The organism is Streptomyces sp. NPDC104309 (assembly GCF_055584025.1).
This window is the reverse complement of sequence record NZ_JBVJMV010000018.1, coordinates 145,414-161,258: the sequence shown is the minus strand read 5'-3', so window position 1 is coordinate 161,258 and position 15,845 is coordinate 145,414. Positions and strand designations below refer to the sequence as shown.

The window sequence follows — 15,845 nt, the reverse complement described above, 5'->3', positions numbered from 1 at the left end:
CGCCGCAGCGGCGATACCACGGCGGTGATTTTGTATGGATGCGCAACAAACCGCACTAGTGGACTAGACCTATCGGGGTTCCTCGGGCGAAACTGTTTCCCGTGAAACACGTCATCGCCCTCGATGTGGGCGGCACCGGAATGAAGGCCGCACTGGTCGGGGCCGACGGCACCCTGCTGTACGAGGCACGGCGGGCGACCGGCAGAGAGCGCGGCCCCGACGCCGTCGTGGAGTCGATCCTCGCCTTCGCCGCGGACCTGCGGACGTACGGCGAGGAGCACCTCGGCGAGAGCGCCGTCGCGGCCGGTGTCGCCGTGCCCGGCATCGTCGACGCGGAGAACGGGATCGCGGTCTACGCCTCGAACCTGGGCTGGCGCGACGTACCCATGCGGGAACTGCTCGGCGAACGGCTCGGCGGTGTCCCCGTCGCGCTCGGCCACGATGTGCGCACCGGCGGGCTCGCCGAGGGCCGGATCGGCGCGGGCAAGGGAGCCGACCGCTTCCTCTTCGTACCGCTGGGCACCGGGATCGCCGGGGCCATCGGCATCGCGGGCACCATCGAGGCCGGCGCGCACGGGTACGCGGGCGAGATCGGCCACATCGTGGTCCGGCCGGACGGCCCGGACTGCGGCTGCGGCCAGCGCGGCTGTCTGGAGACCCTGGCATCCGCCGCCGCGGTGACCCGCGCCTGGGCCGCCGCGTCCGGCGACCCGGCGGCGGACGCCGCCGACTGCGCGAAGGCCGTCGAGTCGGGCGATCCGGCGGCCGTGGAGGTCTGGCGCAACGCGGTGGACGCGCTCGCCGCCGGGCTGGTCACCGCGCTGACGCTGCTCGACCCGCGCGCCCTCATCATCGGTGGCGGGCTGGCCGAGGCCGGGGAAACCTTGTTCACACCACTCCGTGCGGCCGTCGAGGAACGTGTCACGTTCCAGAAGCTGCCCCACATCGTCCCGGCGGCCCTCGGGGACACCGCCGGATGCCTGGGCGCAGGGCTGCTCGCCTGGGATCTACTCTCCACGGAGGTATCCGCCTGATGGCCGGACGCGCAGACAGCACAGTTCTCGCAGGTGCCCGGGTGGTGCTTCCCACCGGGACCGTCGAGGACGGCCGGGTGATCGTCGAGGGCGCCCGGATCGCCGGCTCGGTACCGCAGGGCGCCCCGACCGTCGACCTGAGCGGCCACTGGGTGGTCCCGGGCTTCGTCGACATGCACAACCACGGCGGCGGCGGCGCGTCCTTCACCTCCGGCACCGTGGACGAGGTCCTCACCGGCATCCGCACCCACCGCGAGCACGGCACCACCACCCTGGTCGCCTCCACCGTCACCGGCGAGATGGACTTCCTCGCCCAGCGGGCCGGCGTCCTCTCCGAGCTGGTCGAGCAGGGCGACCTGGCCGGTATCCACTTCGAGGGACCGTTCATCTCGCCGTGCCGCAAAGGCGCGCACAGCGAGGATCTGCTGCGCCACCCGGACCCGGCCGAGGTCCGCAAGCTGATGGACGCGGCGCGCGGCACCGCGAAGATGTTCACGCTCGCCACCGAACTGCCCGGCGGCATCGAGTCGGTGCGGCTGCTCGCCGAGCACGGAGTGATCGCCGCGATCGGGCACACCGACGCGACGTACGAGCAGACCGTCGAGGCGATCGACGCGGGCGCCACCGTCGCCACGCACCTGTTCAACGCGATGCCGCCGCTCGCCCACCGCGAGCCCGGTCCGATCGCCGCCCTGCTGGAGGACGAACGGATCACCGTCGAGCTGATCAACGACGGTACGCATCTGCACCCCGCCGCCCTGGAGCTGGCCTACCACCACGCGGGCGCCCACCGCGTCGCGCTGATCACCGACGCCATGGACGCGGCCGGTTTCGGCGACGGCCGGTACCAGCTCGGCCCGCTCGCGGTCGAGGTCAAGGACGGTGTCGCGCGGCTGGTGGAGGGCAACTCGATCGCTGGCTCCACGCTCACCCTGGACACCGCGTTCCACCGGGCCGTGACCATCGACCGGATCCCGGTCGACGACGTCGTGCAGTCCATCTCCGCCAACCCGGCACGGCTGCTCGGCGTGTACGACCGGGTCGGCTCGCTGGAGCCGGGCAAGGACGCGGACCTGGTGGTCCTGGACGCGGACTTCACGCTCAAGGGCGTCATGCGCAAGGGCGAATGGATCATCGATCCGCAGATCGGTTGATCCGACCCGTTGTTGACGGCGAATCGAATGCGTAACGAAGAGACGGCGGTTGGTCCGGAGGTCTGGGCCGACCGTCACCTCTTTGGCATGATCGCCTGGGAAACAGGCAGAGAAAGCGCATTCCCTCCAAGGATTCGCGCTCCGGAGCACGGATCGAGGGAGCGGCCGCGGTGATCCTCACGGTCACACTGAATACGGCACTCGACCTGACGTACGGCGTCCCGGAACTCGTCCCGCACGCCAGCCACCGCGTCAGCGACATGTCCGAGCGCCCCGGCGGCAAGGGCCTCAACGTGGCCCGGGTGCTCTCCGCCCTCGGCCACGACACGGTGGTCACCGGATTCGCCGGAGGCTCCACCGGAGCCGTACTGCGCGAGCTGCTGGCCACATCGTCGTCACGGGAGACGGACCCGACGGCCGCCACCGGCACCACGCCCGCCGCCGCACCGATCACCGACGCCTTCGTCACCGTCGCCGGGAACACCCGCCGCACGATCGCCGTCGTCGACCGGGCCACCGGCGACACCACCCAACTCAACGAGCCCGGCCCGCTCATCGGCGCCGACGAATGGGCCGCGCTCCTCGGCCGGTACGAGGAGCTCCTCACCGGGGCCGACGCCGTCGCCCTCTGCGGCAGCCTGCCGCCCGGCATCCACGTCGGCGCCTACGCCGAACTGGTCCGCCTGGCCCGTGCGGCGAACGTCCCCGTCCTCCTGGACACCAGCGGCGAACCGCTGCGCCGCGGTATCGCCGCCCGCCCCGACCTGATCAAGCCCAACGCCGACGAGCTCGCCCAGCTCACCGGCTCCCGCGAACCCCTGCGCGCCACCCGCGACGCCCGCCGCCGCGGCGCGCACGGGGTCGTCGCGTCACTGGGCCCGGACGGGATGCTGGCGGTCACCCCCGACGGCGTCTGGCGGGCGTCCCCGCCCGCCAAGGTCCAGGGCAACCCGACCGGTGCGGGCGACTCCGCGGTGGCCGGACTGCTGTCCGGCCTCGTCGAGGGGCTGAGCTGGCCGGACCGGCTGCGGCGGGCGGTGGCACTGTCGACGGCGACCGTGCTCTCCCCGACGGCCGGTGACTTCGACCGCGCGGCGTACGAGGAGCTGCTGCCGCGCGTCGGCGTCGAGGAACACACAACGGCGGCCTGAGGCCGCGCCCGTCCCGGACCCGCGTTCAGCTGGTTCGAAGAAGTAGCAAGAGGTCAGCATGCCGCTCGTCAGCACCGGTGAACTCGTCTCCGCCGCCCAGGCCGAGGGACGCGGGATCGCCGCCTTCAATGTCATCACGCTGGAGCACGCGGAGGCCATCGCGGCCGGCGCCGAGCGCGCCGGGGCGCCCGCCATCCTGCAGATCTCCGAGAACGCCGTGAAGTTCCACGGCGGGCGGCTTTCGGCCATCGCCGCCGCGGCGGCGGCCGTCGCCCGCACCTCCGGCGCCCCCCTCGCGCTCCACCTCGACCACGTCGAGTCCGTGGAGCTGTTGCACCAGGCGCACGCCGAGGGGTTCGGCTCGGTCATGTTCGACGCCTCCAAGCTGCCGTACGAGGAGAACGTGCGCGCCACGGCCGAGGCGGTGGCCTGGGGCCATGAGCGCGGCATCTGGATCGAGGCCGAGCTCGGCAAGGTCGGCGGCAAGGAGGGCGAGGCCCCGCTCGACGCCCACGCCCCCGGAGTCCGTACCGACCCGGCCGAGGCCGCCGCGTACGTCCGCGACACCGGAGTGGACGCGCTGGCCGTCGCGGTCGGCTCCTCGCACGCCATGACCGAGCGCACCGCCGCCCTGGACCACGCCCTGATCGGCCGGCTCCGCGACGCCGTCCCGGTCCCGCTGGTGCTGCACGGCTCCAGCGGCGTCCCGGACGAGGAGATCCGCCAGGCCGTCGCCTCCTCCGGCATGGTCAAGATCAACGTGGGCACGGCACTGAACACGGCGTTCACCGGCGCGGTTCGGGCGTACCTGGGCGAGAACACGACGGGCGTCGACCCGCGGAAGTACATCGCCCCCGGGCGCGAGGCGATGGCCGCGACGGTTGCGGGCTTCCTGGCCCTGATGGGCTGAGCCGGCGCATCGGGAAACGAACCGGCCCCCTCGCCCGAAGGCAAGGGGGCCGGAGTGCGTCCGGGGAAGGTCAGCGCTTCACGTGACCGGCCTTCAGCGACAGCTGGTCGAGATTGGCGTCGCACTGGTCGCCCTCGTTGCACGAGATCGTGATCGAGTTCGAGCCCTTGCTGAGCTGGATCCAGGAGTACGTGGTCGTCCAGCCCTTCTCCAGGTCGCCCTCCGGCGCGTTCGCGTAGTTGTTCATGTTGATGCCGCGGGGAGCCTCGGAATTGATCGTGAGGGACGTCTTGGCGTCCTTGCCCGGCACGCCGTACGTCACGAACAGCGTGTACGCACCGGCCTCCGGCACCTCGACCGACCAGGTCGCCGACCGGCCGACCTCGTTGAGGTTGATGTACTGGCCGTTGGCGCTCTTGGCTCCAGGAGTCGTGTTGTCCAGCTGGGCCGAACCGCCGAGCTTCAGCGTCGCCGCGTCCTGCTTGGGCAGCTCGGCCGGGGCCTCGGCGCTCGCGGACTGCTGGGGCTTCGGGGACTCCTGCACCTGGCTGCCGGGGCCGGCGGAGGAGGTGGCCTCGTCCTTCTTCTTGTCCTTGTCGTTGCCCGTGATCAGCGCGGCGCCGATGCCGACGAGCACGACCAGGACCACCGCGACCGCGCCGATCAGCAGGCCCTTGGTGTTCGGGCCGCCCTTGCCGGGGCCGCCGTCGCGGCCGCGGCCGCCCTGCTGCGGGACCTGCGCGGTGGGGGCACCGGGGTACGTCTCCGGGGCCGCGTACTGCGCGTTCGGCTGGCCGTACGCCTGCTGGTGCGGCACCTGCTGCCCGTACTGCCGCTCGCCGACGGTCCGCACCTGGTTGTACGAGGTCCGGGGCACACCGGGCTGCGGGGCCACCGGAGGGTAGCCGTAGCCGCCCTGCCTCGGCGGCTGGGCGCCCGCTGCCTGTCCGTCCTCGTACAGGTAGCCGAACGGATCGTCGTCCTCGGGCGTGTTTGTGCCGTTGTTCCCGGCCGTCATCCCTGGGTCACTCCTCACCATGTCGCCAGCCGTCGCCGAAAATTGCCAGCCGTGGCCGACCGGCCGAGCCTACCCCGAACGGCCCGCACCAAGAATTGCCGTCGTCCGCCCCGCGACCACGGCCGGGTGCGGGAACAGCGCCGTCGTGAACATCAACCGGCCCTGCGGTGAACCTTCGCCCGGGACCGCTTCTCCACGTACATCCGCTGATCGGCGGAGCGCAGCACCTCTTCGGCGGTCATGCCGCAGGCGGCCCAGCCGATGCCGAAGCTCGCCCCGACGCGCACCGCCCGGCCGTCGACCCGGATGGGCGGAATGATGGCGTTACGAAGGCGTACGGCCAGGTCCGCAGCATCCGCGGCACCGAGGCCGTCGGCCAGCACGACGAATTCGTCACCCCCGAGCCGGGCGACGGTGTCGCCGTCGCGGACACAGGTGGTCAGGCGTCGGGCGACCTCGATCAGCACGGCGTCGCCGGTGTGGTGGCCGAAGCGGTCGTTGATCGACTTGAAGCCGTCGAGGTCGCAGAAGAGGACCGCGAGGCCCTTCGCCCCGTCGTCGTTCTCGGTGTCGGGCGCGACGGAATGCACATGGTGGTCGTGCGGCCCGCCGGGCACCGCGTCCACGTCGTAGCCGTGCGTCCGCGCGTCCGGATCGTCGACGTCGCCGTACGCCGCGTCCAGCGCCTCGACCGCGGTGGTGGCCACCGAGTGCGGGCGCTCGCAGAGCCGGGAGCCGAGCCGGGAGCGCAGCTCGGCGCTGTTGGGCAGACCGGTGAGCGCGTCGTGCGAGGCACGGTGTGCGAGATGCAGCTCGTGACGCTTGCGCTCCTCTATGTCCTCGACGTGGGTGAGCAGGAAGCGCGGGCCGTCCGTTGTGTCGGCCACGACGGAGTTGCGCAGCGACACCCAGAGGTAGGTGCCGTCCCGTCGGCCGAGCCGCAGCTCGGCGCGACCGCCCTCGGCGGAGGTGCGCAGCAGGGTGCCGATGTCCTCGGGGTGGACGAGGTCGGCGAAGGAGTAGCGGCGCAGCACGGATGCCGGGCGGCCGAGCAGCCGGCACAGGGCGTCGTTGGTGCGCAGCAGCCGGCCGTGCTGGTCGCCGCCCATCTCGGCGATGGCCATGCCGCTGGGCGCGTACTCGAAGGCCTGGCGGAAGGACTCCTCGCTGGCCCGCAGCGCCTGCTGCTCCCGCTCCAGACGGACCAGGGCGCGTTGCATGTTTGCTCGCAGCCGGGCGTTGCTGATCGCAATGGCCGCCTGCGATGCGTACATCTGGAGGGCCTCACGGCCCCAGGCGCCGGGTCGGCGGCCGTTGCGGGGGCGGTCGACGGAGATGACGCCCAGCAGATCGGGGCCGCCGCCGGACGCGTACATCGGGGCGTAGAGGCGGTCCTGGGGGTGCCACTCGTCCTCGAAGCGGGGATCGGGTCCGTCGGTGTGCCACTGCGGTACGTCGTCGTCGAGGAGGACCCAGCCGTCGGTGTGGGGTATGAAGCGGAGCTCGTCCCACTCCTCACCCATCGAAAGCCTGCGCTCCCAGGAGCTGCGTGAGCCGACGCGGCCGGTGATGAGGGCTTCCGCCGCAGTGTTGCCGGCGAAGGCGGCGATGACGAGGTCGCCGTCGGGACGGACCAGGTTCACGCAGGCAAGCTCGTAGCCGAGACCGGCGACAATTCCGTCGGCCACGGTCTGCAGTGTGTCGGCCAGGCTCCGCGCCGTATTGAGATCGGCGACGGCCTGGTGCAGTTGCCGCATCGTCGCAAGACGGACGTACGGCTCCGACTCGGCCTCCATTGCTCGCACTCCCCGAGACCTCGACAGCACTCCAGGTTTCATATCGACGTACTTACTGCAGTGTCACGGCCACTGAATCACAGTGAGCTGTGCAGCCGGTACACAGGGTCAGCAAATATTGCACTCTGTGACTCAAGTCACAACAGATGGTAAAGGGGCGCGAGTGTCGCCCGGCTGCGGTCCGTCCTTTTCTTGAACGCAAATCCCGGGCGTTGCAGCGCCGGGCCGCCGTGGCCGTGACCGGGGTCCTAGGACCAGCCTGGTCCCCTGGTCCGATGCGGCGGGACGCCAGGCGCGGCTAGCGTGCCCGGTGTGTTGCAGACGAAGTCCCCCGCCCCGCGTTCCGAGCCCATCCCCCATGCTGAGGGGGTGAGCAACGACGAGTTCCGTGGCGCCCTCGCCCGGCTGGCCGCCGGAGTGGTGCTGATCACCGCCGAGGAACCGCCCCTGGACGAGAACGGACGAGGCGAGGACGTCGGGATGACGGCGACCGCCTTCATGTCGGTGTCGCTGGACCCGCCGCTGGTCATGGTCAGCCTGCGCAACGGCTCACGGATGGACGATCTGCTGGCGGAGCAGCCGCTGTGGGCGGTCTCCGTGCTCGCCGAGAGCCAGCGGCACATCGCCGGACGGTTCGCGATGAAGGGCCGGATCAGCGACCGGCTGCTGTTCGAGGACATCCCCTTCTCAAGGGGAGAGGTCAGCGGCGCGCCGCTGGTCGGGGGCGCGCTGGCCACGCTGGAGTGCCGCACCGAGCAGCGGGTCCCGGCGGGCGACCACACGCTGGTGATCGGCCGGGTGCTGAGCGCGGCCCTGCCGAGCGGCGACGGGGCGCCGCTGACGTACTTCCGGGGGCGGTACCGGCAGTTGGGGTGAGACTCCCCGGCCCGCCGCCGCGCGACCGGCCGCGCGTCGTCACCAGTCGCGGCCGGAGCGCCCGCGCTTCGTCTCGCCACGCTGCTTCTTCTCGCGCAGCCGGCGTTCGTTGATACCGCGCGGAATCCTGGTCTTGCGGCGCGGCCTCGGGGGCGGCGCCGTGGCCTCGGCCAGCAGGGAGGCGAGCCGCACGAGCGCCGTCTCCCGGTTGCGCCATTGGGAGCGGTGCTCGGACGCCCGTACCGCGATCACGCCGTCCACCAGCCTGCTCTCCAGACGCTGGAGCGCCCGCTCCTTCCACACCTCGGGAAGCGATTCGGTCGCCGCGAGGTCGAAGCGGAGCTCCACCTGGGAGTCGCTGGTGTTGACGTGCTGCCCGCCGGGCCCGGAGGACCGCGAGAAACGCCACATGAGCTCGGCCTCCGGCAGGGAGACCGAACCGCGGATGACATAGGGCCCGGACATGACACCCATGTTCCCCGGCCCACCGGGCGTTCGTCACCTTCTTTTGCCGCACGGGGCCGCCGGGCTTTCGCGTACGGGGTGGCCGGAGACGCTTCGGCACAGGGGCGGGGCTTCGGCGGGCAGGGGCGGGGCTTCGGCGGGCAGGGCACTTCGACGGGCAGGGGGCTTCGGCGGAACGGGGGATTTCGGTAAAGAAAGTAAAGGGAGCAGGAACCTCTCGGTCCCTTGTCCGCGTTATGACCTGTGACGGTAGCTTCTTGATGGCATGAAGCCCGCACTCGACGATGAAAGGGACTTCCCATGGCTGTAAGCCTGTCCAAGGGCGGCAACGTCTCGCTCACCAAGGAGGCCCCGGGCCTGACCGCCGTCACGGTCGGCCTCGGCTGGGACGTCCGCACCACCACCGGCACCGACTTCGACCTCGACGCCTCGGCGATCGCGGTGGACGGCGGCGGCAAGGTCGTCTCCGACGGCCACTTCGTCTTCTTCAACAACAAGTCGACGCCGGACCAGACCATCGTCCACACCGGTGACAACGTCACGGGCGAGGGCGAGGGCGACGACGAGCAGATCAACGTCAACCTGGCGGGCCTGCCGGCCGAGGTCGACAAGATCGTCTTCCCGGTCTCGATCTACGACGCCGAGACGCGCAGCCAGAACTTCGGCCAGGTGCGCAACGCCTTCATCCGCGTCATCAACCAGGCCGGCGGCACGGAGATCGCCCGTTACGACCTGAGCGAGGACGCCGCCACCGAGACCGCCATGGTCTTCGGCGAGCTCTACCGAAACGGCGCGGAGTGGAAGTTCCGCGCGGTCGGCCAGGGTTACGCCTCGGGCCTGCGCGGCATCGCCCAGGACTTCGGCGTCAACCTCTGACGTTCCGCAGCGAGTAGATCCGTACACACCGGGAGCCCCCGGCCGCGTCCCCCGCGGCCGGGGGCTCCCGCCCGTCTGCGCGATGGTGCACACCTGCCTCGGGATTCCGCCGAATAGCGAACACAAGCGCACCCCATTCGGACAAGAAGTGGTCAAAAAAATGTGAGGCATTTGTTAGCACACCGTCAATCCTGGTCATTCGGTGGCACGCTCTCCGCTCGTAACCCCCCACGGAACGAGCAACGGAGAACGCATGACCCCCCACATGAACACCCGTCGCGCCGCAGCCCTGGCCGCCGTGGCCGCGATGGTCGTCGTCGGCGTCCAGACCGGAGCGGCGAACGCCGCCCCGGACAACGGCACCGACGGCCCCTCCGCCTCTCGCAGCGCCGTCCCCTTCGGCGCGAACAACGCGTCGCAGCGCACCGCCGCCATCAACTCGGCCCAGACCGACGCCTCTTCGACCGCCGACTCCCTCGGGCTCGGCAGCAAGGAGAAGCTGATCGTCCGTGATGTGATCAAGGACGCCGACGGCACCGTCCACACCCGCTACGAGCGCACCTACGCCGGGCTCCCGGTCCTCGGCGGCGACCTGGTGACCCACACGGCTCGCGGCGGACAGCTCAAGGGCGTCACCAAGGCGAACAAGGCCCGGATATCCGTGCCGTCGACGACGGCGAAGATCAAGACCGCGGCCGCCGCCCGCAAGGTGATCTGGGCGGGCGAAGGCAAGCCCGTCCTCGCCTTCGAGACGGTGAGGACCGGGGTGCAGAAGGACGGCACGCCCAGCAGGCTGCACATCATCACCGACGCGACCACCGGCAAGAAGCTTCAGAGCTACGAGGCCATCGAGACCGGCATCGGCAACAGTCAGTACAGCGGCCAGGTCGATCTGACGACCACCAAAACCGGCTCCGGTTTCGAACTGACCGACGGCGACCGGGGCGGCCACAAGACGTACGACCTCAACCAGGGCGAGAACGGCACCGGCGCCCTCGTCACGGACGACGACGACACCTGGGGCGACGGCACCGGCAATGACCGCCAGACCGCCGCCGTCGACGCCGCCTACGGTGCGGCGAAGACCTGGGACTTCTACAAGTCGGCGTTCGGCCGCGACGGCATCGCCGGTGACGGCAAGGCCGCGTACTCGCGGGTCCACTACGGCGACGCGTACGTCAACGCCTTCTGGGACGACAGCTGCTTCTGCATGACGTACGGCGACGGCGCCGACAACAAGAGCGCCCTCACCGCTCTCGACGTCGCGGGCCACGAGATGAGCCACGGCCTGACCGCGTCCACCGCCAACCTCGACTACGTCGGCGAGTCCGGCGGCCTCAACGAGGCGACCAGCGACATCCTCGGCACCGCGGTGGAGTTCTCCGCCGACAACAGCACGGACGTCGGCGACTACCTCATCGGCGAGAAGATCGACATCAACGGCGACGGCACCCCGCTGCGCTACATGGACGAGCCGAGCAAGGACGGCGGCTCCGCGGACTACTGGGACAGCAGCGTCGGCGACCTCGACGTGCACTACTCCTCCGGCGTCGCCAACCACTTCTTCTACCTGCTGTCCGAGGGCAGCGGCGCGAAGACGATCAACGGCGTCGACTACGACTCCCCGACCATCGACGGCTCCACGGTCACCGGCATCGGCCGGGACAAGGCCGTCCAGATCTGGTACAAGGCCCTCTCCGAGTACATGACGTCGACCACCGACTACGCGGCCGCCCGCGCGGCGACCGAGAAGGCGGCGACCGACCTGTACGGGGCGGACAGCACCGAACTCGCGGCCGTCGACGCCGCCTGGAGCGGCGTCAACGTGAAGTAGCACCACTGGTCGTACACGGGAGCCGGTCAGCCCTCCGAGGCGGGCCGGCTCCTGCCGTACAGCCAGGTGTTCCACAGCTTCGTCAGATCCTTGCCGGTCGTCTTCTCCACATAGGCGGTGAAGTCGGCGGTGGACGCGTTGCCGTGCCGGTGGGCCTTCGTCCAGCCCTTGATGAGCGCGAAGAACCGCTTGTCGTCGTGCACGGCCTGCCGGATCTTGTGGATGACCATCGCCCCGCGCCCGTACACCGGCGCCTGCGAGATGTCCGCGGCCGTCGGTGGATCGGCGGGCGGAAAGGCCCAGTTGTCGTCGTCCTCGAAGGCGGCGTCGAACCGGTCCTGGACCGGGTTGTCCTCCTTGTCGGCCTCCCACATCCACTCCGCGTAGGTCGCGAAGCCCTCGTTGAGCCACATGTCCCGCCAGCTCTCGGGCGTGACGGAGTCCCCGAACCACTGGTGGGCCATCTCGTGGACGAGCAGCCCGGTGCTCGGCGGGCCCGGGAAGTACGGCCGGTTCTGGGTCTCCAGCGCGTATCCGGCATCCCCGGCACGCCCGACGATCGCGCCCGTGGCGGAGAAGGGGTACGGGCCGAAACGTTCCGCCTCCCATTTCACGACCTCGGGAACACGGGCGAGCACCCGCGCGCTGTCCGCCGCCACCTTCGTGTCCGCGGCGGTGAACACCTTGATGCCGTCCGGGGTGGCCGACGACTTGGTGTCGAACCGGCCGATGGCGACCGTCGCGAGATAGCTCGCCATCGGTTCCGCGACGTGCCAGTGGTACGTGGTGGTGCCGCCCGAGGTCGCGCGGGAGGCCAGCTCGCCGTTGGAGACGACCGTCAGCCCCTTGGCGACGGTGACGGTGATGTCGTACGACGCCTTGTCGCTCGGGTAGTTGTTGCCGGGGAACCAGGCCATGGACCCGGTCGGTTCACCGAGCGCGACCGCTCCGTCCGCCGTCCTCAGCCAGCCCTCCTTCGACTTGTCCGGGTCGGTGATGGTCTGCGGGGAGCCGGAGTAGTGGACGACGGTACGGAACGTCCTGCCCTTGCGCAGGTGGCTCCCGATGTCGGCGTCGGGGCGCAGCGTCAGCTCGTGGCCGGCCCGGTTGACGGCGGCCGGTCGGCCCTCGACGGTCGCGGACTGCACGGTGAACCCGACGAGGTCCAGGTTGAAGGCGCTGAGGTCCTGGGTGGCGCGCGCGGTGATCGTCGCGGTGCCGCGCAGCCGGTCGGCGGGCGCGTCGACGTCGAGGGCGAGGTCGTAGTGCGTGACGTCGTAACCGCCGTTGCCGAGCTTCGGGAAGTACGGGTCGCGCAGACCGGCCGCGCCGGGGGTGCCTTCGACACCGCCGGCGCAACCGGTCGAGGTCGTCAGAACCAGCAGGGCGAGGACGGCGGCGCGCACTGTGCGGCGAACCGGTGTTCGGTGATCCACACCCGTGATCCTAGGCGCGGGGCGTTCGAACGCGGAGGGCCGACGCGGTGGACCGGCCGGGCACGGGGGCGGGGTGGGCCAGGTGGGGGAAGCGGGCCGGGGCGGGGCGGAAGGACGCAGGGCGGGCGGGTGCGGCGGGTGCGGAAGGACGCAGGGCGGGCGGGTGCGGAAGGACGCAGGGCGGGCGGGTGCGGCGGGTGCGGAAGGACGCAGGGCGGGGCCGGGGCCGGGGAGTCTGTTCGCCCGGCCCGCTCGGCCTGCCGGTCCCTCAGGCCGGCCCGGCCCGCCGGTCCTTCTGGCCTGCCCGGCCCGCCCGTCCCGCAGCCCTGCCCGGCCTGCTCGGCCTGCTCGGCCTGCTCGCCTGCCCGGCCTGCTCGGCCCGCTCGCCCGTTCGGCCTGCTCGCGCGTTCGGGCCGCTCGCGTGTTCGGGCCGCTCGGCCTACTTGGCGAGGGCTGCGACGCCGACCGTCGCGAACTTCTCGTCGAGGTCACCGCTGGGGGCTCCGGCCACGCCGATGGCCGCCACCGGGGCACCCTTGACCTGTACCGGGGCGCCACCCGCGAGGAACAGGGTGCCGGGGATGTCCTTGAGGGTCGGGGCCTGCTGAAGGCGCTTGGCCAGCTCGGAGGTGGGTGCGTTCCAGGAGACGGCGGTGTACGCCTTCTTCACGGCCGACTCGTACGCCTGCGGGCCCGCGCCGTCGCCGCGCAGCGTCACGATGGTGTTGCCGTTGCGGTCGACGACGGCGACGGAGACACGCTGGTTCTCCTTCTTCGCGGCGTCGAGGGTGGCCTGCGCGGCCTTGGTGGCGGCGGCCACGGTGAGGTGGGTGGTCTGCTGGAGGTTCCGGTTCGAGGTGTCGGCCTGGACAGCGGCGGCGGGCGCGGCGGCCGGGGTGGAAGCGTTGGCGGACATGGCGCCGAAGGTCCCGGCGCCGAGGACGACGGCGGCGACGGCACCGGTCAGGACGCGGGTACGCGGCGACAGCTTCTTCATGGTGGGTTCCTTCGGCAGCAGTTCGGTGGATGAGCTTCTTCCGCTCTGCCATCGATCCTCCGGCCGCACAGGGCGCCGTACGGTCGACGAACCGGCTCGATGCCACGCGCGGGACGGCCGACGGCCCCATCGGCCGATCGGTTGATGCGGGGGTGGCCGTCCAGGGTGACCATGGACGTGTCCGTGCAGGTCAGCAGTGCCGATGACGACGGTGAGGAGCGAGGGCACAAGGTGAAGCACCGAACCCGATCGGCACCCGGCACGGTCACGGGCCGAACCGACGGCACCAGCAGGGGACGGACCGATGGCACCGGCACGGGACGGACCGGCGCCACCGGAGCAAGCGGGAGCGGCGACCCGGACGCGCGCCGGCTCACGCTCCTGATGCACGCCGCGTTCTTCCTGCTGCTCGGCGCCTCGCTCGCCCGCTTCCTGCTGCGGCACCCCGGCGAGGGCCGCACCCCGTGGATCATCGCGCTCTCCGTCGCGCTGGCCGTGCTGTACGTGCTCGGGCCGGTGCTCGGTTCGCGTCCCACGCCGCGCAACCTGGTGTGGCTGGGGGTGCTGGTCGCCGTGTGGATGGTGCTGGTCGTCCTCGCGCCGAGCTTCGCGTGGTGCGCGGTCCCGCTGTTCTACACCGGGCTGCGGATCCTTCCGCCACGCGCCGCACTCGTGCTCGTCGCCCTGCTCACCCTGTTCGTCGTCGCCGCGCAACTGCGGCTGGCCGAGGGTTTCGACCCGAACCTGGTGCTCGCACCGCCCGCGGTGGCGGCCATCGCGACAGCGGTCTTCGTCCATATGCAGCGTCAGACCGTGCGGCAGCGCGAACTGATCGACGACCTGCTGCGCACCCGCCGCGAACTGGCCGCCACCGAACGCCGGGAAGGAACCCTCGCGGAACGCCAGCGGCTCTCGATGGAGATCCACGACACCCTGGCGCAGGGCCTGTCCAGCCAGCAGATGCTGCTCCAGGCCGCCGACCGCACCTGGGACGCCGACCCGGCGACCGCCCGCCGCCATGTCCGTACGGCGACGGGCATCGCGGAACGCAATCTCGCCGAGGCCCGCCGCTTCGTCCACGACCTGGCCCCGGCGGATCTCGCGGAGGGCGGCGGCCTGGAGGCGGCGTTGCACGCACTGGCCGCACGCGAGACGGCGCAGGCGCAGGGGCGGCTCACCGTCCGCTGCCATGTGGAGGGCGAGCAGCACACCGCACCGCCCGACCGGGTGCAGTCCGCTCTGCTGCGCATCGCACAGGGCGCCCTGGCCAACGTGAAGGAGCACGCGCACGCGACGGAGGCCGCGCTGACGCTGACCCGTCTCGACGACCGGATCGTCCTGGACATCGCCGACAACGGGCGGGGCTTCACACCCGCCGGGCGCCCCGGGCCCGGCGACGGCGTACGCGGCCACGGCCTGCCCGCGATGCGTGCGAGGCTGCACCAGCTCGGCGGCACACTGACGATCGAGTCGGCACCGGGCGAGGGTACGGTCCTGTCCGCCGCCGTCCCCCTCACGCCCGCCCCCGCTCCGGAGGACCCCGTCACGCCCGCCCCCGCCCCGGAGGACCCCGCATGAACGCGAAGCCGCCCGTACGCATCCTGCTCTGCGACGACCACGCCGTCGTACGCGCCGGGCTGCTCGCGCTGCTCGGCAGCGAACCGGACATCGAGGTCGTCGGCGAGGCCGGCAGCGGCGAGGAGGCGGTCGCCCTGGCCGCCAAGCTCACCCCGGACGTCGTCCTGATGGATCTCCAGCTCGGCGAGGGCATCGACGGCGTCGAGGCCACCCGCCGCATCGCCGCCACCGAGGCCCACGTCCTGGTCCTCACCACGTACGACACGGACGCCGACATCACCCGCGCCATCGAGGCGGGTGCCACCGGCTATCTGCTGAAGGCCGAGCGCCCGGAGGAACTGTTCGCCGCGATCCGCTCGGCCGCCCAGGGCCGCACCACGCTCTCCCCGCCCGTGGCCAGCCGTGTCATGGCCCGCTTGCGCAAGCCCCGGCCCGGCCTCACCGACCGCGAACTCGACATCCTCGCCCAGCTCTCCCAGGGCCTGGGCAACCGGGACATCGCCCGCGCCCTGTTCATCAGCGAGGCCACGGTGAAGACCCACCTGGGCCGCATCTACGACAAACTCGGCGTCGACACCCGCGCGGGCGCCGTCGCCGTGGCGAAGGAGCAGCGGCTGCTCCCGTAGGCCGGCCCCGAACGGGAAGGCCGTGGCAGCCGCGCGTCGGCGACCGCCCCGGACCCGCCGGCCGTGCCTGCCCCCGGATCGCGCGGGCCGGGGT

General features: G+C 71.5%; 14 protein-coding genes. 9 read left to right on the top strand and 5 right to left on the bottom strand.

Going from position 1 to position 15,845, the window contains the following annotated elements; genetic code table 11:
* Nucleotides 1-101: 101 nt before the first annotated feature.
* From ACZ68L_RS25900 to ACZ68L_RS25885, 4 genes are all read left to right on the top strand, one after another.
* Nucleotides 102-1,034, top strand: a complete 933-nt coding sequence (locus ACZ68L_RS25900) for an ROK family protein (RefSeq protein WP_469580811.1) — start codon at nucleotides 102-104, stop codon at nucleotides 1,032-1,034.
* On the top strand, nucleotides 1,034-2,188 hold the full coding sequence (gene nagA / locus ACZ68L_RS25895) for an N-acetylglucosamine-6-phosphate deacetylase (RefSeq protein ID WP_469580809.1): 1,155 nt from the start codon (nucleotides 1,034-1,036) through the stop codon (nucleotides 2,186-2,188). Before ACZ68L_RS25900 ends, nagA begins: the two co-directional genes overlap by 1 nt.
* A gap of 170 nt (nucleotides 2,189-2,358) precedes the next feature.
* Nucleotides 2,359-3,339 (top strand): 1-phosphofructokinase family hexose kinase, encoded by a 981-nt coding sequence (locus ACZ68L_RS25890; protein WP_469580808.1) that lies wholly within the window; start codon nucleotides 2,359-2,361, stop codon nucleotides 3,337-3,339.
* A 58-nt stretch (nucleotides 3,340-3,397) separates the two neighbouring features.
* The gene (locus ACZ68L_RS25885) at nucleotides 3,398-4,249 is read left to right on the top strand and encodes a class II fructose-bisphosphate aldolase (protein ID WP_469580805.1); all 852 of its coding nucleotides are present in this window, start codon (nucleotides 3,398-3,400) and stop codon (nucleotides 4,247-4,249) included.
* A gap of 70 nt (nucleotides 4,250-4,319) precedes the next feature.
* Here ACZ68L_RS25885 and ACZ68L_RS25880 read toward each other — a convergent pair whose 3' ends face one another.
* Both ACZ68L_RS25880 and cdgB read right to left on the bottom strand, forming a co-directional pair.
* Nucleotides 4,320-5,267, bottom strand: coding sequence for a carbohydrate-binding protein (locus tag ACZ68L_RS25880; RefSeq protein ID WP_469580802.1), 948 nt, complete (start codon nucleotides 5,265-5,267; stop codon nucleotides 4,320-4,322).
* Nucleotides 5,268-5,419: 152 nt separating this feature from the next.
* Nucleotides 5,420-7,063, bottom strand: a complete 1,644-nt coding sequence (gene cdgB / locus ACZ68L_RS25875; RefSeq protein ID WP_469580799.1) for a diguanylate cyclase CdgB — start codon at nucleotides 7,061-7,063, stop codon at nucleotides 5,420-5,422.
* A gap of 369 nt (nucleotides 7,064-7,432) precedes the next feature.
* On the opposite strand from cdgB, the gene ACZ68L_RS25870 reads away from it, so the two are divergent.
* Nucleotides 7,433-7,939 carry a flavin reductase family protein gene (locus ACZ68L_RS25870; RefSeq protein ID WP_469580796.1) on the top strand — a complete coding sequence of 169 codons (507 nt, stop codon included), beginning with the start codon at nucleotides 7,433-7,435 and terminating at the stop codon, nucleotides 7,937-7,939.
* 39 nt (nucleotides 7,940-7,978) lie between these two features.
* On the opposite strand, the gene arfB is transcribed toward ACZ68L_RS25870, so the two are convergent.
* A complete protein-coding gene (arfB, locus tag ACZ68L_RS25865) occupies nucleotides 7,979-8,413 on the bottom strand; it encodes an alternative ribosome rescue aminoacyl-tRNA hydrolase ArfB (protein ID WP_376219047.1) in 435 nt (144 codons plus the stop codon).
* A 291-nt stretch (nucleotides 8,414-8,704) separates the two neighbouring features.
* Here arfB and ACZ68L_RS25860 point away from each other — a divergent pair, with 291 nt between their 5' ends.
* Together ACZ68L_RS25860 and ACZ68L_RS25855 are read left to right on the top strand one after the other, a co-directional pair.
* A complete protein-coding gene (locus ACZ68L_RS25860) occupies nucleotides 8,705-9,280 on the top strand; it encodes a TerD family protein (protein WP_469580793.1) in 576 nt (191 codons plus the stop codon).
* 253 nt (nucleotides 9,281-9,533) lie between these two features.
* Nucleotides 9,534-11,114 (top strand): M4 family metallopeptidase, encoded by a 1,581-nt coding sequence (locus ACZ68L_RS25855; protein WP_469580790.1) that lies wholly within the window; start codon nucleotides 9,534-9,536, stop codon nucleotides 11,112-11,114.
* Between the two features lie 26 nt (nucleotides 11,115-11,140).
* Here the strand turns inward: ACZ68L_RS25855 and ACZ68L_RS25850 are convergent, their stop codons facing one another.
* Together ACZ68L_RS25850 and ACZ68L_RS25845 are read right to left on the bottom strand one after the other, a co-directional pair.
* Nucleotides 11,141-12,550: a M1 family metallopeptidase gene (locus tag ACZ68L_RS25850; RefSeq protein WP_469580787.1), complete on the bottom strand. Its 1,410-nt coding sequence runs from the start codon at nucleotides 12,548-12,550 to the stop codon at nucleotides 11,141-11,143.
* A 439-nt stretch (nucleotides 12,551-12,989) separates the two neighbouring features.
* The gene (locus tag ACZ68L_RS25845; protein WP_469580785.1) at nucleotides 12,990-13,547 is read right to left on the bottom strand and encodes a GlcG/HbpS family heme-binding protein; all 558 of its coding nucleotides are present in this window, start codon (nucleotides 13,545-13,547) and stop codon (nucleotides 12,990-12,992) included.
* 171 nt (nucleotides 13,548-13,718) lie between these two features.
* Here ACZ68L_RS25845 and ACZ68L_RS25840 point away from each other — a divergent pair, with 171 nt between their 5' ends.
* Both ACZ68L_RS25840 and ACZ68L_RS25835 read left to right on the top strand, forming a co-directional pair.
* The gene (locus ACZ68L_RS25840) at nucleotides 13,719-15,125 is read left to right on the top strand and encodes a sensor histidine kinase (RefSeq protein ID WP_469580782.1); all 1,407 of its coding nucleotides are present in this window, start codon (nucleotides 13,719-13,721) and stop codon (nucleotides 15,123-15,125) included.
* The gene (locus ACZ68L_RS25835; RefSeq protein WP_469580779.1) at nucleotides 15,122-15,751 is read left to right on the top strand and encodes a response regulator; all 630 of its coding nucleotides are present in this window, start codon (nucleotides 15,122-15,124) and stop codon (nucleotides 15,749-15,751) included. The genes ACZ68L_RS25840 and ACZ68L_RS25835 overlap by 4 nt, the downstream gene beginning before the upstream one ends.
* Nucleotides 15,752-15,845 lie beyond the last annotated feature (94 nt).